This is a genomic window from Methylotenera sp. (assembly GCF_036401095.1).
In the GTDB taxonomy this organism is placed as follows: Bacteria; Pseudomonadota; Gammaproteobacteria; order Burkholderiales; family Methylophilaceae; genus Methylotenera.
In genome coordinates, this window is the sequence record NZ_DASWWA010000003.1 from 205,962 (window position 1) to 226,157 (window position 20,196).

At 42.7% G+C, this 20,196-nt stretch carries 12 protein-coding genes and 1 other RNA gene; 6 read left to right on the top strand and 7 right to left on the bottom strand.

Features of this window, described 5'->3' with window-relative positions:
- Nucleotides 1-91: 91 nt before the first annotated feature.
- Nucleotides 92-1,552, bottom strand: coding sequence for an IMP dehydrogenase (guaB, locus tag VGD82_RS02785; protein WP_331018938.1), 1,461 nt, complete (start codon nucleotides 1,550-1,552; stop codon nucleotides 92-94).
- Nucleotides 1,553-1,724: 172 nt separating this feature from the next.
- Between guaB and VGD82_RS02790 the strand changes: the two genes are divergently transcribed.
- The gene (locus tag VGD82_RS02790; protein ID WP_331018939.1) at nucleotides 1,725-2,234 is read left to right on the top strand and encodes a DUF4124 domain-containing protein; all 510 of its coding nucleotides are present in this window, start codon (nucleotides 1,725-1,727) and stop codon (nucleotides 2,232-2,234) included.
- A gap of 82 nt (nucleotides 2,235-2,316) precedes the next feature.
- Here the strand turns inward: VGD82_RS02790 and VGD82_RS02795 are convergent, their stop codons facing one another.
- Nucleotides 2,317-2,640, bottom strand: a complete 324-nt coding sequence (locus VGD82_RS02795; protein WP_331018940.1) for an RnfH family protein — start codon at nucleotides 2,638-2,640, stop codon at nucleotides 2,317-2,319.
- Nucleotides 2,641-2,652: 12 nt separating this feature from the next.
- A complete protein-coding gene (locus tag VGD82_RS02800) occupies nucleotides 2,653-3,087 on the bottom strand; it encodes a type II toxin-antitoxin system RatA family toxin (protein ID WP_331018941.1) in 435 nt (144 codons plus the stop codon).
- Nucleotides 3,088-3,230: 143 nt separating this feature from the next.
- Here VGD82_RS02800 and smpB point away from each other — a divergent pair, with 143 nt between their 5' ends.
- From smpB to VGD82_RS02820, 4 genes are all read left to right on the top strand, one after another.
- Nucleotides 3,231-3,680, top strand: coding sequence for an SsrA-binding protein SmpB (gene smpB, locus VGD82_RS02805; protein ID WP_331018942.1), 450 nt, complete (start codon nucleotides 3,231-3,233; stop codon nucleotides 3,678-3,680).
- A gap of 115 nt (nucleotides 3,681-3,795) precedes the next feature.
- Nucleotides 3,796-4,161, top strand: a transfer-messenger RNA (tmRNA) gene (ssrA, locus tag VGD82_RS02810).
- Nucleotides 4,162-4,382: 221 nt separating this feature from the next.
- Nucleotides 4,383-5,651, top strand: coding sequence for an HD-GYP domain-containing protein (locus tag VGD82_RS02815; protein ID WP_331018943.1), 1,269 nt, complete (start codon nucleotides 4,383-4,385; stop codon nucleotides 5,649-5,651).
- Nucleotides 5,652-5,758: 107 nt separating this feature from the next.
- Complete coding sequence (locus VGD82_RS02820; protein ID WP_331018944.1) at nucleotides 5,759-8,605, top strand: sensor domain-containing diguanylate cyclase; 2,847 nt, start codon at nucleotides 5,759-5,761, stop codon at nucleotides 8,603-8,605.
- Between the two features lie 105 nt (nucleotides 8,606-8,710).
- On the opposite strand, the gene VGD82_RS02825 is transcribed toward VGD82_RS02820, so the two are convergent.
- Complete coding sequence (locus VGD82_RS02825) at nucleotides 8,711-10,897, bottom strand: putative bifunctional diguanylate cyclase/phosphodiesterase (RefSeq protein ID WP_331018945.1); 2,187 nt, start codon at nucleotides 10,895-10,897, stop codon at nucleotides 8,711-8,713.
- A gap of 240 nt (nucleotides 10,898-11,137) precedes the next feature.
- Nucleotides 11,138-12,025 (bottom strand): LysR family transcriptional regulator, encoded by an 888-nt coding sequence (locus tag VGD82_RS02830; RefSeq protein WP_331018946.1) that lies wholly within the window; start codon nucleotides 12,023-12,025, stop codon nucleotides 11,138-11,140.
- A gap of 102 nt (nucleotides 12,026-12,127) precedes the next feature.
- On the opposite strand from VGD82_RS02830, the gene metE reads away from it, so the two are divergent.
- The gene (gene metE / locus VGD82_RS02835) at nucleotides 12,128-14,419 is read left to right on the top strand and encodes a 5-methyltetrahydropteroyltriglutamate--homocysteine S-methyltransferase (protein ID WP_331019275.1); all 2,292 of its coding nucleotides are present in this window, start codon (nucleotides 12,128-12,130) and stop codon (nucleotides 14,417-14,419) included.
- 113 nt (nucleotides 14,420-14,532) lie between these two features.
- On the opposite strand, the gene VGD82_RS02840 is transcribed toward metE, so the two are convergent.
- Complete coding sequence (locus VGD82_RS02840; protein WP_331018947.1) at nucleotides 14,533-17,679, bottom strand: PAS domain S-box protein; 3,147 nt, start codon at nucleotides 17,677-17,679, stop codon at nucleotides 14,533-14,535.
- Nucleotides 17,680-17,864: 185 nt separating this feature from the next.
- On the bottom strand, nucleotides 17,865-20,132 hold the full coding sequence (locus tag VGD82_RS02845) for a PAS domain S-box protein (RefSeq protein ID WP_331018948.1): 2,268 nt from the start codon (nucleotides 20,130-20,132) through the stop codon (nucleotides 17,865-17,867).
- Nucleotides 20,133-20,196 lie beyond the last annotated feature (64 nt).

A 20,196-nucleotide genomic window follows, 5' to 3' on the forward strand; every position in this document is an offset into this window, starting at 1 on the left:
GTTTAGTCACAAAATGCACAGAGAACACAACGTCAAGGCAGGGTGCCCTGATATTGTGTTCTCTGATGTTAAAAAATAATATTAAATTGAGTTAGTCAACGCGGTAGTTTGGCGCTTCTTTTGTAATTTGTACATCATGCACGTGCGATTCACGCATACCAGCACTTGTAATTTGTACAAACTCGGCACGTGAACGCATTTCTTCAATCGTAGCGCAACCGGCATAACCCATTGAAGCACGTAAACCGCCCATGAGTTGGTGAATCACTGCAAGTACGCTGCCTTTGTAAGGTACGCGACCTTCAATGCCTTCTGGCACCAGTTTATCAGCATTGCCATTGTTATCTTGGAAGTAGCGGTCGCTAGAGCCTTTTTGCATTGCACCGATAGAGCCCATGCCGCGGTAAGATTTGTATGAACGGCCTTGGAACAGCTCAATGTCACCAGGCGCTTCTTCAGTACCCGCAAACATACCCCCAAGCATCACACTGTAAGCACCAGCAGCAATTGCTTTTGAAATGTCGCCAGAATATCGAATGCCACCATCTGCAATAAATGGTATGCCAGTGCCGCGCAGTGCTTCTTCAACATTAGCAATAGCGCTAATTTGCGGAACACCAACACCAGCAACAATACGTGTGGTACAAATTGAGCCTGGGCCAATACCTACTTTAACGCCGTCTGCACCTGCATCAACTAAAGCGAGCGCAGCACTAGCTGTTGCAATATTGCCGCCAATAACATCAATTTGCGGGAAGTGTTTTTTTACCCATGTAACACGATCTAAAACGCCTTGTGAGTGGCCATGTGCTGTATCAACAACAATCACGTCAACACCAGCTTCAGCAAGCGCTGCAACGCGCTCTTCTGTGCCGTCACCCACACCAACTGCCGCACCTACGCGTAGTCTGCCATGTGCATCTTTGCAAGCTAGAGGGTGGTCTGTTGATTTTTGAATATCTTTAACAGTAATTAAGCCTTTTAATGTGTCTGCATCATCTACAACTAAAACGCGCTCAAGGCGGTGTTGGTGTAGTAGGCGAATCACATCATCTTTAGCCGCGCCTTCTTTAACTGTGACTAATCTATCTCTAGGCGTCATGATGTTTTTGATTGGCTGGTCTAAGTTTGTTTCAAAGCGAAGGTCACGATTTGTGACGATGCCGACAATCTTGCCGTGATCAACAACAGGGATGCCAGAAATTTTGTGTGTGTTAGTTAGGTTTAATACATCACGCACTGTCATGTGGCTTTGAATTGTAATCGGATCATTCACAACACCAGATTCAAAGCGTTTAACACGCGCTACGTGTGCTGCCTGTTTCATGGCAGTCATGTTTTTGTGGATGAAGCCCAAGCCACCTTCTTGCGCTAATGCAATAGCGAGAGGCGCTTCTGTAACAGTATCCATCGCGGCAGAGATGAGAGGGATGTTTAAACGAATGTTTCGTGAGAGTTGTGTGGTGAGCGAAACTTCGCGTGGCAGCACATTAGAGTAGGCCGGCACTAGTAAAACATCATCAAAAGTGAGAGCTTGTTGCAATAAACGCATGCGTAAATCCTTGTACCCAAAACGAAATTATACAGACTTATAATCGACTTAGCGAGAGTGTCAATCATTTATTTGTAAACTATAAATGCAAATAGTCGTTAATTGTGCTACTTGCTAGTAATTTAGATTAGCAATAATATGACTGAGTACCTATAAATCAAAGGGATGTTTTATGTTAGCTCGTTTACTGTTGCTGTGCTTGGCAACGTTGCCATTGATGGCAAGTGCTGAGATTTACAAGTGGAAAGATAAGGATGGCGTCACTCGCTACAGTGATGTACCGCCACCTTCCAATATCAAACAAGAGTCTATTCAGGGTAAAAAAGTGGTGAAGCCAACTGGTCAGCCAGCTCTGGCCCCGGTTGCCGGAGATATCACAACAGCGACTAGTAAAAATAAAACACCAGATATTGCCAAAGAAAGTGGCGCTGCTCAAGATGAGGCCGCAAGAAAGCGCGCACATGATGCCGAGGTACAAAAAGCAACCGATCAGCAGAAGCAGGCTGAGCTAAAGGTTAAACAAGAAAATTGTATGGCGGCCAAAAAGAATTTAGTGATTTATACGACGGGCGGCAGAATTTCGAGAATTAACGATGCCGGTGAGCGTGAGTATCTGGGCGAGGAAGATTTGGCCCGAGGTAAAGCTGACGCACAAAAGGATGTGGATGCTTACTGCAATTGATGTTTTGGTTAGTTGGCAATTTGGGCGCATATGCGCCCATTTTTTTGTTTAAATCCCGGTTGGGTTTGAAGGGGTGCTGAGTTTAGGTGATGATATCACCACCGCCTTTTTTCATTATCTTCCCATCAGCGGCTCTTTGTTTTCTTACTTCTTTAGGGTCTGCGATGAGTGGGCGATAAATTTCCACGCGGTCTAAATGGCGCAGTTTTGTATCCAGCTTGGTTAGTTTGCCGAAAATACCTATTTTATTGATGTTTAAATCAATGTCAGTGAACTTGCCTATGATGCCTGAAGCTTTGATTGCTTCTTCTGCGGTGGAACCAACCGCTACTTTGATGGGAATGATTAATTGCTCGTCAGGTAGTGCATAAGCAACTTCTACGGTAATTTCAGTTGATAGGCTCATTGCAGTCTTCCATTATTTTGCATAGATAGCATTGGCACGTTTCACAAAGCCATCTACGAATGTATTGGCAATATGGTTGAATACCGGTGCAATAATTTTTTCTAGAAAATGATTTTCAAACTCATAGTTGAGTGAAAACTCCACCTTACAGGCGTCATCGCTAAGCGCTAGAAAATGCCATGAGCCATTTAAGTGCTTAAATGGCCCGTTTTTTAACTCGATTTCCATGGTTTGCGGGAATGTCTTATGGTTTTCTGTTGTAAAGTTTTGACGTAATCCATGGTAGTCTATATGCAGTGTTGCAATAGTACTAGCATCATCTTGTTGAATTAAATCCACACCACCGCACCAAGGTAAAAACTTTGGATATTGCTCCACGTCATCCACTAAATGAAACATACGACCTGCAGAGTGGTTGACTAAAACGGTTTTTTTAACATGAGCCATGCTTACCTTTAAACATTACCTTTAATCTGATTGGCTCAAACACGAGCAAATTACTTTTGATTACTCAACATGTTCAACCAAACAAACAAGAGAGTAGAGTAAAATAATGATTTTAAGCTATTCGCCAAGAAATTTTTAGTTTTATGAGCATCGCACAAAATAAAAAAGCCTTTTTTGATTACTTTATCGAAGATAAATATGAAGCCGGTATCGTTTTAGAGGGTTGGGAAGTAAAAGCGATACGAGATAACCGTGTCAATATTAAAGAAGCGTATGTGATTATCCAGCGTGGCGAAATCTATTTAATAGGATGCCATGTGACGCCGCTAGGTGCTGCTTCTACACATATTCGCCCCGATGCAATAAGAACGCGTAAATTACTGTTGCATAGTGAGGAAATATCAAAGCTTATTGGTAAAGTAGAGCGTGCGGGTTATACCTTAGTGCCGCTTGATATGCATTTTTCTAAAGGGCGGGTAAAAGTGCAAATCGGCCTTGCTAAGGGTAAGAAGCAGCATGATAAACGTGATACCGAAAAAGAACGTGATTGGGAGCGCGAAAAAGGCAGAATTATGCGCGCACATAATAAATAGTTTTGTTGGCTATTTTAAAAGCGTATAATCGAGTTTGCTTATGAAGTTTCAACGGTTGAACCGTTTGTGACTTCATCTGTCAGATTGTGACTGCTGTTTTTAGTAACAGACTTATGGGGCTGACCAGGTTTCGACGTGGGTTGCAAAGCAGTGCAGGGCATACCGAGGACTAGTACCCTCGTAAATACACTAGAAAAAGTATAGTCGCAAACGACGAAACTTACTCTCTAGCCGCTTAATCCCGGCTGGACGCTGCACCATCTCTCCCGTGGGGTGGATTGGGGTAACCCATACGCAGTGTCATATACACGGGATACGTGTTGTGTTGGGTTACTTAGCACTTCATTAACCTTTAGGTAGCTCGCGTGCAAACTGCTTGTCTGTTGGTGTGTTGCACGTTAAATTAAACAACAAGGCTAAGTATGTAGAACTGTCTGTGGAGGGCTTGCGGACGCGGGTTCGATTCCCGCCTGCTCCACCAAATTTAGTGTCAAATAAAAGTTTTTTTGGGTTAGTTGTACGTTGTATAATTTTCCCTTAATGCTTATAAAGCCTGCTTAACCGCAGGTTTTTTTTCGTCTGAATTTTATTTACATATTCAAAACTGTTGGTCATTACTCAATTGAAACGGTAATTAATTGGCGGTAGAATCAAACTGGATAGTGTCGATACAACAATAAACGGTGTTAGCTCAAGATAGCGATGATGACGAGTCAAACTAGCGATACAAATCTAAATATTATTGAAAATATCATCTCTGCGTCTGCGAGCTCAGAGTTTTATTTGTCTGAAGATGTTTATGATCATGCAGGAAATAAACTGCTAGGCAAGGGCTATAAGGTCACTCCAAGCATCAAAGATAAATTGATTAATCGCGTGCTCAAGAAGCCGCTGGAAACCTCTATTTCTTCTGACTCGTTGTTAACCTCTCATGATGTTTATCTGGAAGCCGAAGGGCTGATTGACAATAACCCTTTTTTGCTGAGCTTTAGTGCAGAGCTAAAATTAGATATATCTGCCGTTAAGTTTGTAGAGTTAGCACCATTAGCATCGCTATTGCTTACCGTGCAGAGAAATAACAGTAAGGAAGCATTTGGGCACACTATACTGGTGATGCTAATTGCAAGGCAAATTGCTAAAAGGCTGAATTACGATGCCAACAAAACTCACGACTTAACGATTGCAAGTTTGCTGCATGATGTTGGTGAACTGTATTGTGTTATCCCTAATACTAAAAATCTTTCATTAGAACATTGGCGTAGCATCATGACTCATCCCATCATTGGTAGTTCTGTGGTGAGGCAGCATATGAGCTATCCAGCATGTGTACATAAAGCAATATTAGAACATCATGAAAGAAATGATGGTTCAGGGTATCCGAATCATTTGCCTGCCGAGCGCTGTAGCGATATTGGTAAGGTATTGATTGTTGCTGAAGCATTTTCAGGGATGATTAGGCGACAATACGACTTAAGTAATTTGATTACCACATTAAAACTGGTGAATCATGATTTTCCTGCTTTACAATTCAATGCCTTAATTGACTTGTTGTCCTCATTGCGAAAACTTGAAAACGTGAAGGCGACGAATCCCATATTGGATCATCTCTTAGCACAATTAAAAAACATTGAAGAGATGATTGATCTGCTTAAAGCGCTTGAGCGTTCACATCCAAATCTAAAAGAACTTGCAACTTATCTGATCTTAAGGCTAAGCAGAATTTGTCAGACTATATATGCGTCTGGCCTGACGGATTGTATTGAGCTAGGTATGTGGGAGCAGATAAAGCTGGATGAGGAAGTTAATCACGAGCTTTTTATCACCATTAATGAGGTTGAGTGGAAGTTAAAGGATGTTTTTAGAGATGTCAGTTTAAGAGTGATTAAAGACGAAGTTGAAAATAGTGATGAGATATTAAAAGTCATTCAAAAAATTAAGGGTGGAGAGCAGGCTTTGCCTACAATGCAATAGCGCAGTAATCTTGTAGCATCGCAATTTCTCCTTTTTCGTGTATCAACATACTTGTTGATCATGTAATCGAATGGTTTTAAATTCTAACTTTAATAAAAACATGTTTGATGATTAACACACTATCAATACAAAAAAATGCCGTAATTTTTAGCCTGTTACTGGTAATCGTTTATGTGATTACCGGCAAGCTTGGCCTAATGTTGGCATTGCCTCCAGGTTATGCTTCGGCTATTTTTCCTCCAGCAGGGATAGCAATCGCGGCGGTTTTTGTAGCAGGGCTGACAGTGCTGCCTGCTATATTTTTAGGGTCACTTCTACTCAATATTTTAGTGGGTTACAGCGCAGGTCATCAGGTCGAAGTGACTGATGTGGAGGTGGCGCTGTTGATTGCTGTTGCTTCTGCGCTACAAGCTTATCTGGGTGGTTGGTGGTTAAAACATAAGATTCACTACCCAACTACTTTAGATAGTCCTGTTGATGTTGTGACATTCTTCATTTCTGCACCCGTCATCTGTTTGATTAGTGCCACTATCTCTGTAACTGGTTTGCTCTCGTTAGGCTTGATTGAGGAATCCTTGTTCTTTACAAGCTGGGCATCATGGTGGATAGGCGACACTTTGGGGCTAATTGTCATGTTGCCACTCACTTTGGTAGCAATAGGGAAGCCTAGAGACATATGGAGAAAGCGTGCTCTTACCATAGCAGTGCCGATGCTGATTACGTTTGCATTGTTGATTATCACGTTTGTGGTTGTCAGCAGATGGGAGCGCAAAGAGTCATTAGTAGAGTTTAGTGCTTTATCCAGCCAGTTATCCGAACAGCTGCGTGTTCGGTTTGAGTCGCAAGAGGCTATTATCGAGCAAACCAGTGCTTTGTTTAGCTATCGAACGAGTGAGAAAGTTACAAGACAAGATTTTTACCATTTTGTAAGTGCCGTTAAGCGCGGTTATCCAATGACTTATGCAATGGAGTGGGCGCCTAAAGTGATGCACCGAGAGCGAGCTTCATACGTAAAGCAGTTATCAAAAGAGTTTAAAGACTTTGAAATTAAACAACTGAATGCGCAACGGAAATTAGTTACCTCAAGTGACAAAGATTTTTATTTTCCTATTACCTATATCGTGCCGCTTAAGGAGTCTACGCGGGCAATATTGGGTGTGGATTTAGCCTCGCTCCCAGACAGGAAAGATGCAATCCAACGTGCTATCAGCCTCAAAAAAGCTATTGCCTCACCACCAACACGGCTGATTATTAATGATGGTACTGAGCTTGGCTTGATGTTAATTTATCCGATACACGGAACAAGCCAAGATGGTGTGCTATCGACAGTGCTGAGAGCAAATGTCTTTTTTGGTGAACTGTTCAAACCATTCGCACAGACGGTGCATGCACGGTTAACCGATATTCAGTCTGGCAGGTATTTATACAATGACTTTGCCGATAATCAAACAGAAGGTTTATATACAAGAGACTTTAACTTTGGCGGCAGGTATTACCGTCTGGATACTTCACCAACAGCGCTATACTATCAACAGCATCGTGGCTGGCAGAGTTGGAATATGCTCGCAGTTGGATTGTTTGGTACTGGTTTGATGGGGGCATTGTTGCTTATAGGCACTGGCTATACTGCCCGCATTGAGAACTTGGTTAAGGAGAAAACTGAGGAGCTAAAAGATAGCTTTTATCGCTTTCAGGAAATTACCTCTACGCTAGGTGAGGGAATCTATGTAACGGATATCAATGGCGTAATTACTTTCACCAATCCTAAAGCGCAGGAGCTGTTAGGGCGTAGTGAGTCAGAGTTGTTGGGTCAAAATGCACATTCGTTATTTCACCATAGGTCTAGTGAAGAGTCTGGCAACTCAGAGCGCAACTGTCTAATCAGTAATGTGATTCATTCAAAACAACCTTATAAATCAACGGAAGAGGTGTTCTGGCATAAAAATGGCTCGCCAATTTATGTTTCTGTAAACTCTGTTCCATTTTTTAGAAATAATGAAATTATCGGCACTTTGGTGGTGTTTGATGATATTTCTGACCGTAAAAAGATTGAGCTCGCGTTACGTGCCAGTGAAAAAAGCTTTAAAGAAATTATTGAATACGCACCTATTGGTATCGGTATCGTTTCTTTGGATGGTCGATTTACTGTTGTGAATCAAACGCTATGTAATATCGTGGGTTATACCAATGATGAGCTAATTAGACGTACCTTCCAAGAGATCACTTATCCAGATGACTTATCTATCGACCTTGAGCATGTTCAGCGCCTGCTAGATGGCGAAATTGATACTTACCGCATGGAGAAGCGATACATCCGCAAGGATAAATCGTTGGTGTGGGTTCAACTCTCGGCCAGTATTTTTAGGGATGAAGATTTAGCGCCTCAATATTTTATTGCGCAAATTGAGGATATTAGTGAGCGCAAGATTCGCGATAATGAAGTGCATCAACATGCATATTTTGACACGCTGACCAAGCTGCCTAATCGCCGCATGTTGATGGAGAAGCTCTCTCAAGCTATATCTAACTCTGAACATTCTCAGCGCAAATTTGCTTTGTTCTTTTTAGATTTGGATCATTTCAAGCAAATTAATGACACATTAGGCCATGATGCTGGCGATATCATACTTAAAGAAGCCGCTTCACGTTTGTTATCCTGTGTGCAAAATAGCGATACAGTTTCACGACTTGGGGGTGATGAGTTTGTGATTATACTAACTGATATTTCTAGTGCGCATGATGCCGAAATGCTTGCGGAAAAAATTCTTAATAAGTTTAGCGAGCCGATTGATGTAAACGGTAGTGAGCTATTTATTGGCACCAGTATTGGTATTGCAGTGCATGATAGCGATACAAAAACCACCATGAGAGAGCTAATGAAGTATGCAGATTCAGCTATGTATGAGTCTAAGGCTTCGGGTAGGAATAGATACAGTTTTTATACTTCAACTTAAGTTGAGGTGGTTTTAGTCGGTATTTTAGCCCTGCCTAAATTTTAGGTTTTTTGATACTTTTTTCTCTAATTCAACGCTGCTAACTTTCACAGGTGAGCAGCTATTTCAGGCGGTTTCTTTTAAAAGTTTATTTGATTCAATCAGTGCAGAGAACTGCGCTGCCGGGATAGGCTTACCGAACAGGTAGCCTTGTCCTTCCATGCATTCTTTTTCAAGTAAATATGACCGTTGGTGTTCTGTCTCGATTCCTTCTGCAATCGTTTCTAATTTAAAACTGCGTGCAATATCTAAAGTGGCGCGTATCACAGATGCATCTTGTTCGTGCTCCAACATGCCATGTACAAATGATTGGTCAATCTTGATACGTGTTAGTGGATAGGTTTTGAGTAAGCTTAATGAGGCGTATCCTGTACCAAAATCATCCAAGGCGATACCAACTCCATAATCATGGAGCTGATGCAGGCAGTTAAGGACGACGTCATCGTTGTCCGGTGCGATATTTTCTGTAATCTCCAACTCTAGAGCTTCTGGCGGCAGGCCATGCCGTTTTAGTGCTGCTATAACTTCAGTCACTAGGTTGCCGACATGAAATTGGGCGCCGAAAAGGTTAACGCCCATGCGTAGGTTAGGGCAGCCGTTTCTACGCCAATATGCAGCTTGTGCGCATGCTTCATCCAAAACCCATGATCCAACGGTTACGGCCAGGGTGCCGCGCTCTAATGCTGGCAGGAAAGCAATTGGCGACAATATGCCTCTCTCAGGGTGGTGCCAGCGCAATAAGGCTTCAGCACCTGTGATCTCGCCTGTGATTAAATCTACCTGTGGTTGATAAAAGAGCAGGAATTCGCCTTCATCCACTGCACGGTGTAGCTCCAAAGCATAAAGTCGACGCACCACAGCCTCGAGACGCAATGCTGTGACAAAAAGAAAAACTTGTCCGCGACCAATACTCTTTGCTTTGAATAAGGCTAAGTCTGCGTTACCGATCAGTTCCAATGCCTCTTGCGCTTGGTCAGGTGCAATTGCTATACCGCAGCTTGCGGCAACTCGCACTTCCTGCCCATCAACGACGATGGGTATTGCGATGGTTGCAACTGCGGCCTCTGCGAGTTGCATCGCAAGGCCTGGATTTGTCATTTGCGGCCACATGATTGCAAACTCATCGCCACCTAGTCTTGCAGCTATACCCACGGTATCTACCATTTTAAGCAGGCGGTTTGATACTTCTTTGATAATGCTATCGCCAGCTGCATCTCCTAACGTGTCGTTTAAGTCTTTAAAACCGTCTAGGTCAATCATCAGCACGGTGATTGGGGATGGTGTGATCATCGCTGACTCTATAGCTCGGTAAAAACTGGCGCGATTTTCCAGACCGGTTAATGGGTCAATGTTAGCTTGCTGGCGGAGCTCAATTTCTTCAAGGCGCTGTTCGGTAATATCTTTAAGTACAGCCTCAAATTTAATTCGGCCAGCGTCTTTCCAGCTGAATAAAGAAAATCCTAAAATGAATTGTGACCCATCTTTACGAAGCCCACTTATTTCGGTCGGTATAACCAGTTCATCTAATGAGCCTGCTGCAATCGCTTGGCTTATGATTTCGTGGAAGATAGGGCGAGAGCGTTCTGGCATCAGCTGCTCAACAGGCTTACCTATACCTTCCTCTAAACTATAGCCATGAGATTGTGCTGCTGCGTTGTTCCATGCTGTGATGCAGAGTGTTTGGTCAAACCATACAACAGGGGTGGTGGAGTTACCGGCATATTCTTCAAAGTTCGGTCTGGACTTATTACCGCTTACTTCAATACGGCGTAATTCCAGCCTGTCCGAGGCCATTTTGGCAAGCTCTTCTAATCTTAATTGATCGCTGGCAGAGAAGTCGGTATGTGGTTGATTGTCTACAATGCAAAGTGCGCCTAGTGCCAATCCTTCTGGAGAGCGAAGCGGAACGCCAGCATAGAAGCGAAGGTTAATGTCACCCACGACTAAAGGGTTGTCATGAAAACGCTCATCCAAGGTGGCGTCTGGCACGACCATCACGCCCGATTGGTTGATGGTGTGAGCGCAGAAAGAGACATCGCGGCTCATGTCAAATTTGCCAGCACCGATGTGAGCTACGAAAAAAACGTGGTCGTTACCGATGATGTTAACTGCGGCTACTGGCATGTCAAACATGCGTGCTGCAATCTGAACCACTGGGTCCAAGTTTGGAATCAGACTTTCGTTATCTAATCCATGATTCGATAAAGCAGTTAGTCTCTCTGACTCTGTCGGTAGTATCGCCGGGCATTTCATCCAAGGCCTCCTTTATTTTTATTCATAGCCAGGATGACCTTGCATTCCTAGCTTAGAGCCGAACACAGTTGATTCTATTAATATATTTTGAAAATTGCAAACAGATTTGTAAGTGACTCTTCTATATGAGTAAAGTTTAAATTGATACGCTGCGCTTTGTGGCGTTGACTAAATGCACATAGCGCAGCTAGGCTTAAGCATTAGTTTGTAATTAGCTGTTTGGAGTTTTATTTAATTTTTTTAAAAAATGGCAGTGCGAGCTGTTTGAAAGAACGCTTTCAAGTAGTCGATATTCACATCAGCTTCGCGTGCACCTAGAAAAATTTGTTTAGCAATACCTTGTTGCCCAAGTTGCACCGGTGCAATCGCTATTTCATGCGCATATTTTTCTACGAGCCATCGCGGCAGAGCTGCAACGCCACGGTTAGAGGCAACCATTTGCAGCATAATGTCCGTGGTTTCTATCGTTTTATGACGTTTGGGATGAATGCCTGCAGGATGGAGAAATTTGTTGTAAATGTCTAATCGATTGATTTCTACAGGATAAGTAATCAGTGTTTCATGGCTTAATTGCTCGGGTTTTACATAGCTTTGCTTGGCTAAATTATGGTCGCGGCTAACAACCAATACTTGTTCATAATCAAATACCGGCTCGAAATGCAGTCCTGGTTTATACAGGGGATCTGGCGTGACTAACATGTCAATTTCATAACCAAACAGTGCGCCTATGCCGCCAAATTGAAATTTCTGTTTGACGTCAACATCTACGTCTGGCCAAGCTTCTAAGTAGGGCGACACTACTTTTAGTAGCCATTGATAGCAGGGGTGGCACTCCATGCCAATACGCAGCGTACCGCGTTCGCCTTGGGCAAATTGGCGCAGTTGTTCCTCCGCTAATGAGAGTTGCGGTAATACTCGATTAGCTACAGCCAGCAAATATTGCCCAGCTTGCGTGGGTCGTAAGCTGCGCCCCTCACGTAACCAGATATCTGTGTTTAGCTGCTGTTCTAACTTTTTGATTGAATGGCTTAATGCAGATTGTGTTAAGCACAAAGTATTGGCAGCAGCAGTCAATGACCCTTGTCTATCAACCTCACGAATAATGGCTAAATGGATGCGTTCTAACATTTTATGTATGAATTAAATTAATAGATTGTTGAAATATTACCATTTTACTTCATGAATTGCTCTTTATAGAATTCAGCATCTTTCAAAATTATAGGAATTATGATGGTATCTACACACAATCTTGGTTTTCCGCGCATTGGTGCAAAACGAGAGATGAAGTTTGCACTTGAGTCTTACTGGAAGGGTCAATCCACGCGTGATGAATTGAATGGGATTGGTAAAGAACTACGTGAGCGTCACTGGAGACAGCAAGCTGCGTTGGATTTAACGCCAGTAGGGGATTTTTCATTTTACGACCAAGTGTTGGATATGTCTTTCACACTGGGTAACTTACCAGAGCGTGTAAGTGGCTTTCATGGTGACCAGTTAGACAATTATTTTCGTCTGGCACGTGGTCGCTCAGCACATTATGATCATGATCACGAACAGTGTTGCGGTGGTGTTGCGGCTGGTGAAATGACCAAATGGTTTGATACCAATTATCACTATATCGTGCCTGAGTTCACAGCAGAAACGACGTTCAAATTGGATGCTACAAACTTGCTGGAGCAGTTGGCAGAAGCAAAAGAGCAGAATGTTAAAGCAAAGCCAGTGATTATTGGCCCAGTGACTTATCTCGCTATTGGTAAGGCTAAAGATAACTCCGACCGTTTAGCTTTGTTGCCACAATTGGTGCAAGTGTATGTGGCCTTGTTAGAAACTTTAGCGGCACATGGCATTGAGTGGGTGCAGATTGATGAGCCTATTTTAGTCACTGAGCTGGATGCTGATTGGCAACATGCTTTCAACTTGGCATATCATCAATTAAAGAGCTGTCGTGTTAAATTACTGGTTGCAACTTATTTCGGTCAATTGGCCGATAACCAGTATTTGGCAGCCAATCTACCGGTTGCTGGCCTGCATGTGGATGCCATCAATGGTCGGCACGAAATATTGCCTTTGATTGGTATGCTGCCTTCTCATAAAGTGCTTTCTATAGGCGTAGTGAATGGCCGTAATATTTGGAAAGCTGATCTGACCGCCACATTAGATTGGCTGGAGCCGCTGGCAGAGCGTTTAGGTGAGCGCTTGTGGCTTGCACCATCATGTTCTTTGCTGCATGTGCCGGTAGATCTGGATAGCGAACAAAAACTGGATGCTGAAATTCAATCTTGGTTGGCGTTTGCAAAGCAAAAATTGGAAGAAGTGTATATTTTATCTATTGCTTTAAATCGGGGTCGTGAGGCAGTTAAAGAGCAATTGGCAACTAACCATGCAGCGGTTGAAGCACGTCGTCATTCACAACTTGTGCATAACCCTGCAGTTAGAGAGGCACTAGGTAAGTTAACGCCGCAGCTTGGTCAGCGTCAGAGCGTGTATGCACAGCGTGCCGCTAAACAGGCTGCATTGCTCAATTTACCTAAGTACCCAACCACGACTATCGGCTCATTCCCGCAGACTGCAGAAATCCGTCAGGCACGCAGCCAATTCAAAGCTCAAGAGCTTAATCATGCTGATTATCAGCTAGCGATGAAAGCGGAAATCGAGCGCAGTGTTCGAGAGCAGGAGGCGCTGGGGTTGGATGTTCTGGTGCACGGCGAGGCTGAACGCAACGACATGGTGGAGTATTTTGGTGAGCAATTAAACGGCTATGCTTTTAGCCAATTTGGCTGGGTACAGTCTTACGGTTCACGATGCGTTAAACCACCAATTTTGTTTGGTGACATTAGCCGCCCGCAAGCCATGACCGTAGCGTGGATTAAATACGCCCAGTCATTGACCAGAAAGCCTATGAAAGGCATGCTGACCGGCCCGGTGACTATCCTTAACTGGTCTTTTGTCCGTGATGACCAGCCACGCGCGGTGAGCTGCTATCAGCTAGCGTTGGCGATTCGCGAAGAGGTGTTAGATTTGGAAAAAGCAGGCATCAACGTGATTCAAATTGATGAAGCGGCTTTGCGTGAAGGCTTGCCACTACGTAAATCACAATGGAAGGAGTATCTGAATTGGGCGGTGGAATCATTCCGAATTGCAGCCAACGGTGTGCAGGATGAAACACAGATTCATACGCACATGTGTTATTCAGAGTTCAATGACATCATCGCGGCGATTGCAGATATGGATGCGGATGTAATTACGATAGAGACTTCACGTTCCGATATGGAACTGCTGGATGCTTTTGACAACTTTAACTACCCGAATGAGATTGGTCCTGGTGTGTACGATATTCACTCGCCTAATATTCCAACGCAAGAGCACATTATTCAGTTAATTAGAAAAGCTGCCGAGCGAGTGCCTGCCGAGCGGCTCTGGGTTAACCCGGATTGCGGTCTGAAAACTAGGCAGTGGGTAGAGGTGTTGCCTGCATTAAGGAATATGGTGGCCGCTGCCAAGGCGCTGCGTGCCGCGGCTTAGAGTCGTTGACTGCTGTGCGTAGTATGCATCAAGGTGCTATGCACAGCACTTACTCATTGGCGGATGGGTTCCGTAAGCTATAAGTATTGGGTAGCTCTCAAAATAATATTTGGCTAATTATTTCTTTTTAGCGCTGCTTCCAATTCATTAATAGGCATTGGTCTGCCAAAAAAGTAACCTTGGAATGCTTTGCAGCCGAGTTTTATTAAATGTTGCTGTTGCTGCTCTGTCTCGACGCCTTCTGCAATCACATCCATACCAAATTGCTCAGCCATAGATGTCACCATCTGAATTAGAAAACTATCATTAGCATTTTCAAGTGCGTTCATGATAAAGCTGCGGTCCATCTTAAGTTGATTAAAAGGAAGTCTTCTTAAATAACTTAAAGAAGAGTAACCAGTACCAAAGTCATCCATGGATAGAATAAACCCAAGCGCTTTCAGCTGTTCCATTTTAACAACTGCATCCTGCATATCTCCAAGCACTATACTTTCTGTGAGTTCCAATTTAAGTTTATTTGGAGAAACACCATAACGATTAGAAATGGTTCTAACTTCATCTACAAAGTTACTCTGCTGAAAATGATACGCACTGACATTGATTGCTATAGATAAAGAATTGGTAATATCCGAATTTTCCCAAGCCTTGAGCTGAGAGCATGCTGTTTCAAGTACCCATTTTCCAATTGGCACAATCAGACGAATCTCTTCTGCAAGCGGAATGAACTCCATAGGCGGAACGAGGCCACGTTCCGGATGCACCCAGCGTATTAGTGCCTCTACACCGATTGGACGAGCATCATGATCTACCTGAAGTTGGTAGTAAAGCTTAAATTCATTATTTGGTAATGCTTTCAGTAATGAGTGTTCTAACGCTACGCGAGTATCCAGTGTTTGCTGCATCAGGGGGTCAAAAAACCTTTGTGTATTTCGGCCAGATTTTTTGGCCTCATACATTGCCATATCAGCTTGGGTGAGCAACTCTTTACGATCGCTGTCTCTACCATGAAACATAGTCATCCCAATGCTTGCTGATGTGTAATATTCAAAGCCTTCTAGCAAGAATGGTGCATTGAAAGCTTCAACTATTTTGTCGCAAACTTTTTGTATATGAAATGCAGTCAAATCAGATATCTCACCGAGGTTTTCTATCATGACGATAAACTCATCGCCACCAAAACGAGCAACGGTATCATCCTCGCGCAAACAAGCCTTGAGTCTATCTGCGATTTGAGTCACGAGTAGGTCGCCATAATGATGCCCCTTAGTGTCATTAAGATGTTTGAAGTTGTCGATATCCAGATAGAGCAATCCACCATGCTGGCCATTGCGGGAGCTTGCTGCTAGTGCGTGGTCCAGCCTTTCAATCATTAAGCGTCGATTAGGAAGTTGTGAGAGTGAGTCATAATAAGCCAGCTTATAAATCTCATCTTCAGCTTTCTTACGCTCACTTATATCGAGAAAACTTCCTACATAATGGCTGATACTCCCTGATACATCACTAACTGCCGAGATTGAAAGTAGTTTTGGATATATGTGATTGTTTTTATGTTTATCCCAAACTTCCCCTTGCCAGAAACCTTCGTTCTTGAGTTTTTCATGCATGACCTGATAAAACTTTTCATCGTGAAATCCAGAGCTAAACATAGAGGGCTTATTGCCTACGACTTCTTCTGAGGAAAATCCTGTGATCTTAGTAAAGGCCTGATTGACGCGTAATATATTTTCTTCTGCGTCGGTAACGATAATCGCTTCTTGAGATTCAAATGTGGTGGCAGCTAATTGAATCTCTTTCTCTATTAGTTTTCGCTCGCTGATGTCACGAACAAACGCAAAGTTATACTCCATGTCATCGTATGCAATGTAGTTTGCTGAAACTTCAGCAGAGAAAGTGCTACCATCCTTGCGCTTTTGGATTGTTTCAAAAGATAGAGATTTTAAGTTACTCAAACTTCTCCAATGCCCCGGCCATTCATCTTTGTTATAAAGAGTGTCTATGTCAGGCACGGTCATCGTCCTTAATTCTTCGGCCGTGTATCCCAAGGTTCGACATGCCTCTGCGTTCGCATACAGTATCTTACTATCTGCATCCAGTTGATACACCGCAACAGAAGCATGATCCATGGCGAACTGCGTAAGTAAAAGACTCCGTTCTGCTTGTTTCCGGCATGTAATGTCGAGCACTGAACAGAAAACTAATTCTTCTGTTTCAAATGTAAAGTAATTAGCCGTTACTTCTACAGGAAAAGTGGAGCCATCTTTGCGAAGATGGCGTGACTCGAAAGTTGCCAACCCATTTAGTTTTACTTCATCAAAGACTGGCTCAAGCATTTCTTGACAGAAATCCGGATCAAAATCCCAAATATACTTTCCTATCAGTTCATCTTTAGTATATCCAAGACTATTGCATGCAGAGTCATTTGCTAATCTAACATCTCCGTTAGACCCAATCCAGAAAAAAGCATTTTTACTCTTTTCAATAGCTGTAAATGCGAGACAAAGATTCTTTTGCAAGACTTTTTGTTCAGTGATATCTTTAATGAAAGTCCATATAAAATCATTGCCTTTAGAATCTGTTAGCATTACTCCATTGAGACGAACAGAAACTTGGGTTCCATCTTTTCTTATATACTCTTTTTCATATGGACCATATTTGCCGGTCTTTTTTAAAGACTCAAGTTGAGCGACATCATTCAGTTCATCATGCTTTGGGGTAAGTGACCAATAGCTAGTTTCTTTTAACTCAGCTTTAGTGTATCCACATATGCGACTAAAAGCGCTGTTGGAGTTTACGAAGTTTCCATTTATGTCTGTTAGCGCAATTCCTAATGGAGATAGATCGTAAAGCGTGCGCAGCTTTTCGTCACTTTCCAGCAATTTAATTTCGTTAGTTTTTCGCGCGGTAATATCAATCATGTGAACAATAAAGTATGGCGGTTGTTCATTAAGATTTTTGATAGAAGAGATAATTACTTCCATAAAAACTGTAGTACCGTTTTTATGGATATATGCATTTTGAATCGATGATGGGGTTGCGTTTGACCTAGCGACTTGTTGATTAAAATCTAACTTAGTATCGGATGAGTTGTTGGAGGTAATCTCATCAAGAGAGATGTTATTTAATTCTGACTGACCATAACCTAGAATTTGACAAAGATAGTTGTTGACCTTCTTAAACTGACCTTGCGAGTTGACTATACAGATACCGATGCTTGCGTCTTCAAAAACTGTATCAAATAAATTAGCACATTGTTGAAACATCTCGCCCTTGTTCTGGGTAACTATGATTATAGTTCTTATTACCCTTTGTTATATTAGAGCTAATTATTACCGAAATTTACAAATTGTTACAACTTTGTTTTATATTTGAACTGTAGTTATATCACTCATTGCACTAAAGACTGAATATCGTTCGTTTTTTGCATATAGCTGGTTGGCTATTAAATTTAAGTGTGAAAACAATATCTGTTTCTACCAGCGCCTTTAGCCTCATACATGGCTTTATCTGCGTGTTTCATTAACTCATCTGGTTTTATTGGCTTGTTGTGAGCGCCAACTGCAATGCCAATACTGGTGCTCATGATGATTTCATGTCCGTTCGCCAAAATAGGCTCTTTAAAGCTTGCGATGATTTTGTTTGCCACCAGCTCAGCATCTTCAATGTGTGAGATTTCTGAAAGGATAATTACAAACTCATCACCACCTTGTCTCGCAACCGTATCGAGAGAGCGCACGCATTTTAGTAATCGATTGGCTACCTCTTTCAGCAACATATCTCCTACGTCATGACCTAATGAATCATTAATGTTCTTAAAGTGATCTAAATCTAGAAACAGTAACGCCATTGATCGATCGTAGCGCTCGGTTTGCATCAATGCTTGATGCAGTCTGCTTAGTAACATTCTGCGATTGGGCAAATTGGTCAGCGGGTCATGATATGCAAATTGCTCTGCTTCCTCATGCAGATATTTGCGTTCGGTAATGTCTTCAATTTGTGCAATTAAGTATTTAGGCGTGCGGTCTTCATCTCTAGAGATGCTCACCGATAACTGAACCCATACGATTCTTTTATCTTTATGGATGTAACGCTTTTCTATTTGATAGGTGTTGATTTTATCTTCAACTAACTGACTCACACGTTCTAAGTCAGCTTCTAAATCATCCGGGAAAGTGATTTCCTGAAAGGTGAGTTGCATCAGCTCTGTGCTGCTATAACCAACGATATTGCACAGTGCTTGATTGATGCGCGTGAATCTACCCTCTAGTGACAAGATAGCCATGCCAATGGGAGCGTACTCAATGATGTCATCAAAGCTCTTTTCCCTTGCCTTTAATGCATTTGCAATCGTTTTTTGCCCAGTAATATCTTGAAACGCACCAATCAGGCTAACGGCTTTTCCGTCTTGCATAACGACTGAGCCTTGGGTGCGCACCCAAATTTGGTGGCCTTTAGCTGTAGTGAGTGGCAATTCCATATCCCATGGTTTACCTGTCTTAATAGCAAGCTCAATCGTAGCTTCCAACTCGCGCCTTGATTCTGGCGGATAAAACGAGATAGCTTGCTCTACTGAGGGGAGTTGTGGTGGCTCTAGCTCATGGATGCGAAAGACTTCTGTCGTCCAGTGCGTAATTCGCATGCTGGCAATATCTAATTCCCATCCGCCTACTTTGGCAAGCTCTCCTGTGCGCTCCAATATGTCGGCCATGTAATTGGTTGCTTGTTCTGCTTGTTTGCGCAAACTAATGTCATGCGCAACACCTAGGTAGCCAAACAATACATCTGCACTATCGTACATGGGGGTGACGGTGAGGCTCACAGGTAGCGAGGTGCCATCTTTGCGAATGTACGTCCATTCACGAGTTTCTGATTTTCTTTGTAATGCTTCCGATATAAACACATAGAAACTGGTTGCTATCGGTTTATTTAAAATCCGGCTTAGTTCATTGGCACGTTGATGCATTTCATTGGCATCATGAAATATAGCGGGTGTTTTTAGGCCGATCACTTCTTCGGCCTTGTACCCCAGCATGTATTCCGCGCCTCGATTAAAGCTGGTGATTAGCCCATTAAGGTCGGTTGAAATGATAGATGCGCCTGCACTGGATAATAATGTGTTTAGAAACGCTGTTTTATCAAATAGTGCTACGCTCATTTCTTCCAGTTTTTTAGCTTGGATGCGCGTCTCGATTAGCGTTTCTACTAAATTACCTAGTTTTTTAAGTGAGTTGCGCTGTTCTTGAGATAGCTCACGAACTTTGCGGTCAATGACGCAGAGTGTCCCAAGTGCGTAATTGTTACTGCTGATGAGGGGGATGCCAGCATAAAAACGTATGTTAGGGTCGCCAGTTACTAAGGGGTTGTCGCTAAATCTATCATCATCTAAAGCATTGGGGATTTCAAATATGCCATCTCCAAGTATGGCATGCCCGCAAAATGAAACGTCTCTCGGTGTTTCTGTCGCAGCTAAGCCAACCTTGCTCTTGAACCATTGGCGGGTTTCATCAAGTAGCGTAATGATGGCAATTGGCGTTTTGCAGATGTCTGATGCAAGGCTGGTTAGTTCGTCAAAGCTTTGCTCTGGTAGAGAGTCGAGAATGTTGAGACTTTTCAGAAATTCAAGTCGGTTTACTTCGTTGTGTGGGAGGCTAGGAGTTTTCAAGTCATTGAGCTTCCGGTGTAATTGAATCCATGTTTTTACACATTTCGGGTTCATATTACCTAATAATTATATTGATTGCTACATGGTCAACTTCCCTTTATCCATTTAAATATCTCAT

Bases quoted from the DNA above. Each gene is read 5' to 3' on its own strand.
- guaB (WP_331018938.1), bottom strand. From the start codon at position 1,552: ATGCGTTTATTGCAACAAGCTCTCACTTTTGATGATGTTTTACTAGTG.
- VGD82_RS02790 (WP_331018939.1), top strand. From the start codon at position 1,725: ATGTTAGCTCGTTTACTGTTGCTGTGCTTGGCAACGTTGCCATTGATG.
- VGD82_RS02795 (WP_331018940.1), bottom strand. From the start codon at position 2,640: ATGAGCCTATCAACTGAAATTACCGTAGAAGTTGCTTATGCACTACCT.
- VGD82_RS02800 (WP_331018941.1), bottom strand. From the start codon at position 3,087: ATGGCTCATGTTAAAAAAACCGTTTTAGTCAACCACTCTGCAGGTCGT.
- smpB (WP_331018942.1), top strand. From the start codon at position 3,231: ATGAGCATCGCACAAAATAAAAAAGCCTTTTTTGATTACTTTATCGAA.
- VGD82_RS02815 (WP_331018943.1), top strand. From the start codon at position 4,383: ATGATGACGAGTCAAACTAGCGATACAAATCTAAATATTATTGAAAAT.
- VGD82_RS02820 (WP_331018944.1), top strand. From the start codon at position 5,759: ATGATTAACACACTATCAATACAAAAAAATGCCGTAATTTTTAGCCTG.
- VGD82_RS02825 (WP_331018945.1), bottom strand. From the start codon at position 10,897: ATGAAATGCCCGGCGATACTACCGACAGAGTCAGAGAGACTAACTGCT.
- VGD82_RS02830 (WP_331018946.1), bottom strand. From the start codon at position 12,025: ATGTTAGAACGCATCCATTTAGCCATTATTCGTGAGGTTGATAGACAA.
- metE (WP_331019275.1), top strand. From the start codon at position 12,128: ATGGTATCTACACACAATCTTGGTTTTCCGCGCATTGGTGCAAAACGA.
- VGD82_RS02840 (WP_331018947.1), bottom strand. From the start codon at position 17,679: ATGTTTCAACAATGTGCTAATTTATTTGATACAGTTTTTGAAGACGCA.
- VGD82_RS02845 (WP_331018948.1), bottom strand. From the start codon at position 20,132: ATGAACCCGAAATGTGTAAAAACATGGATTCAATTACACCGGAAGCTC.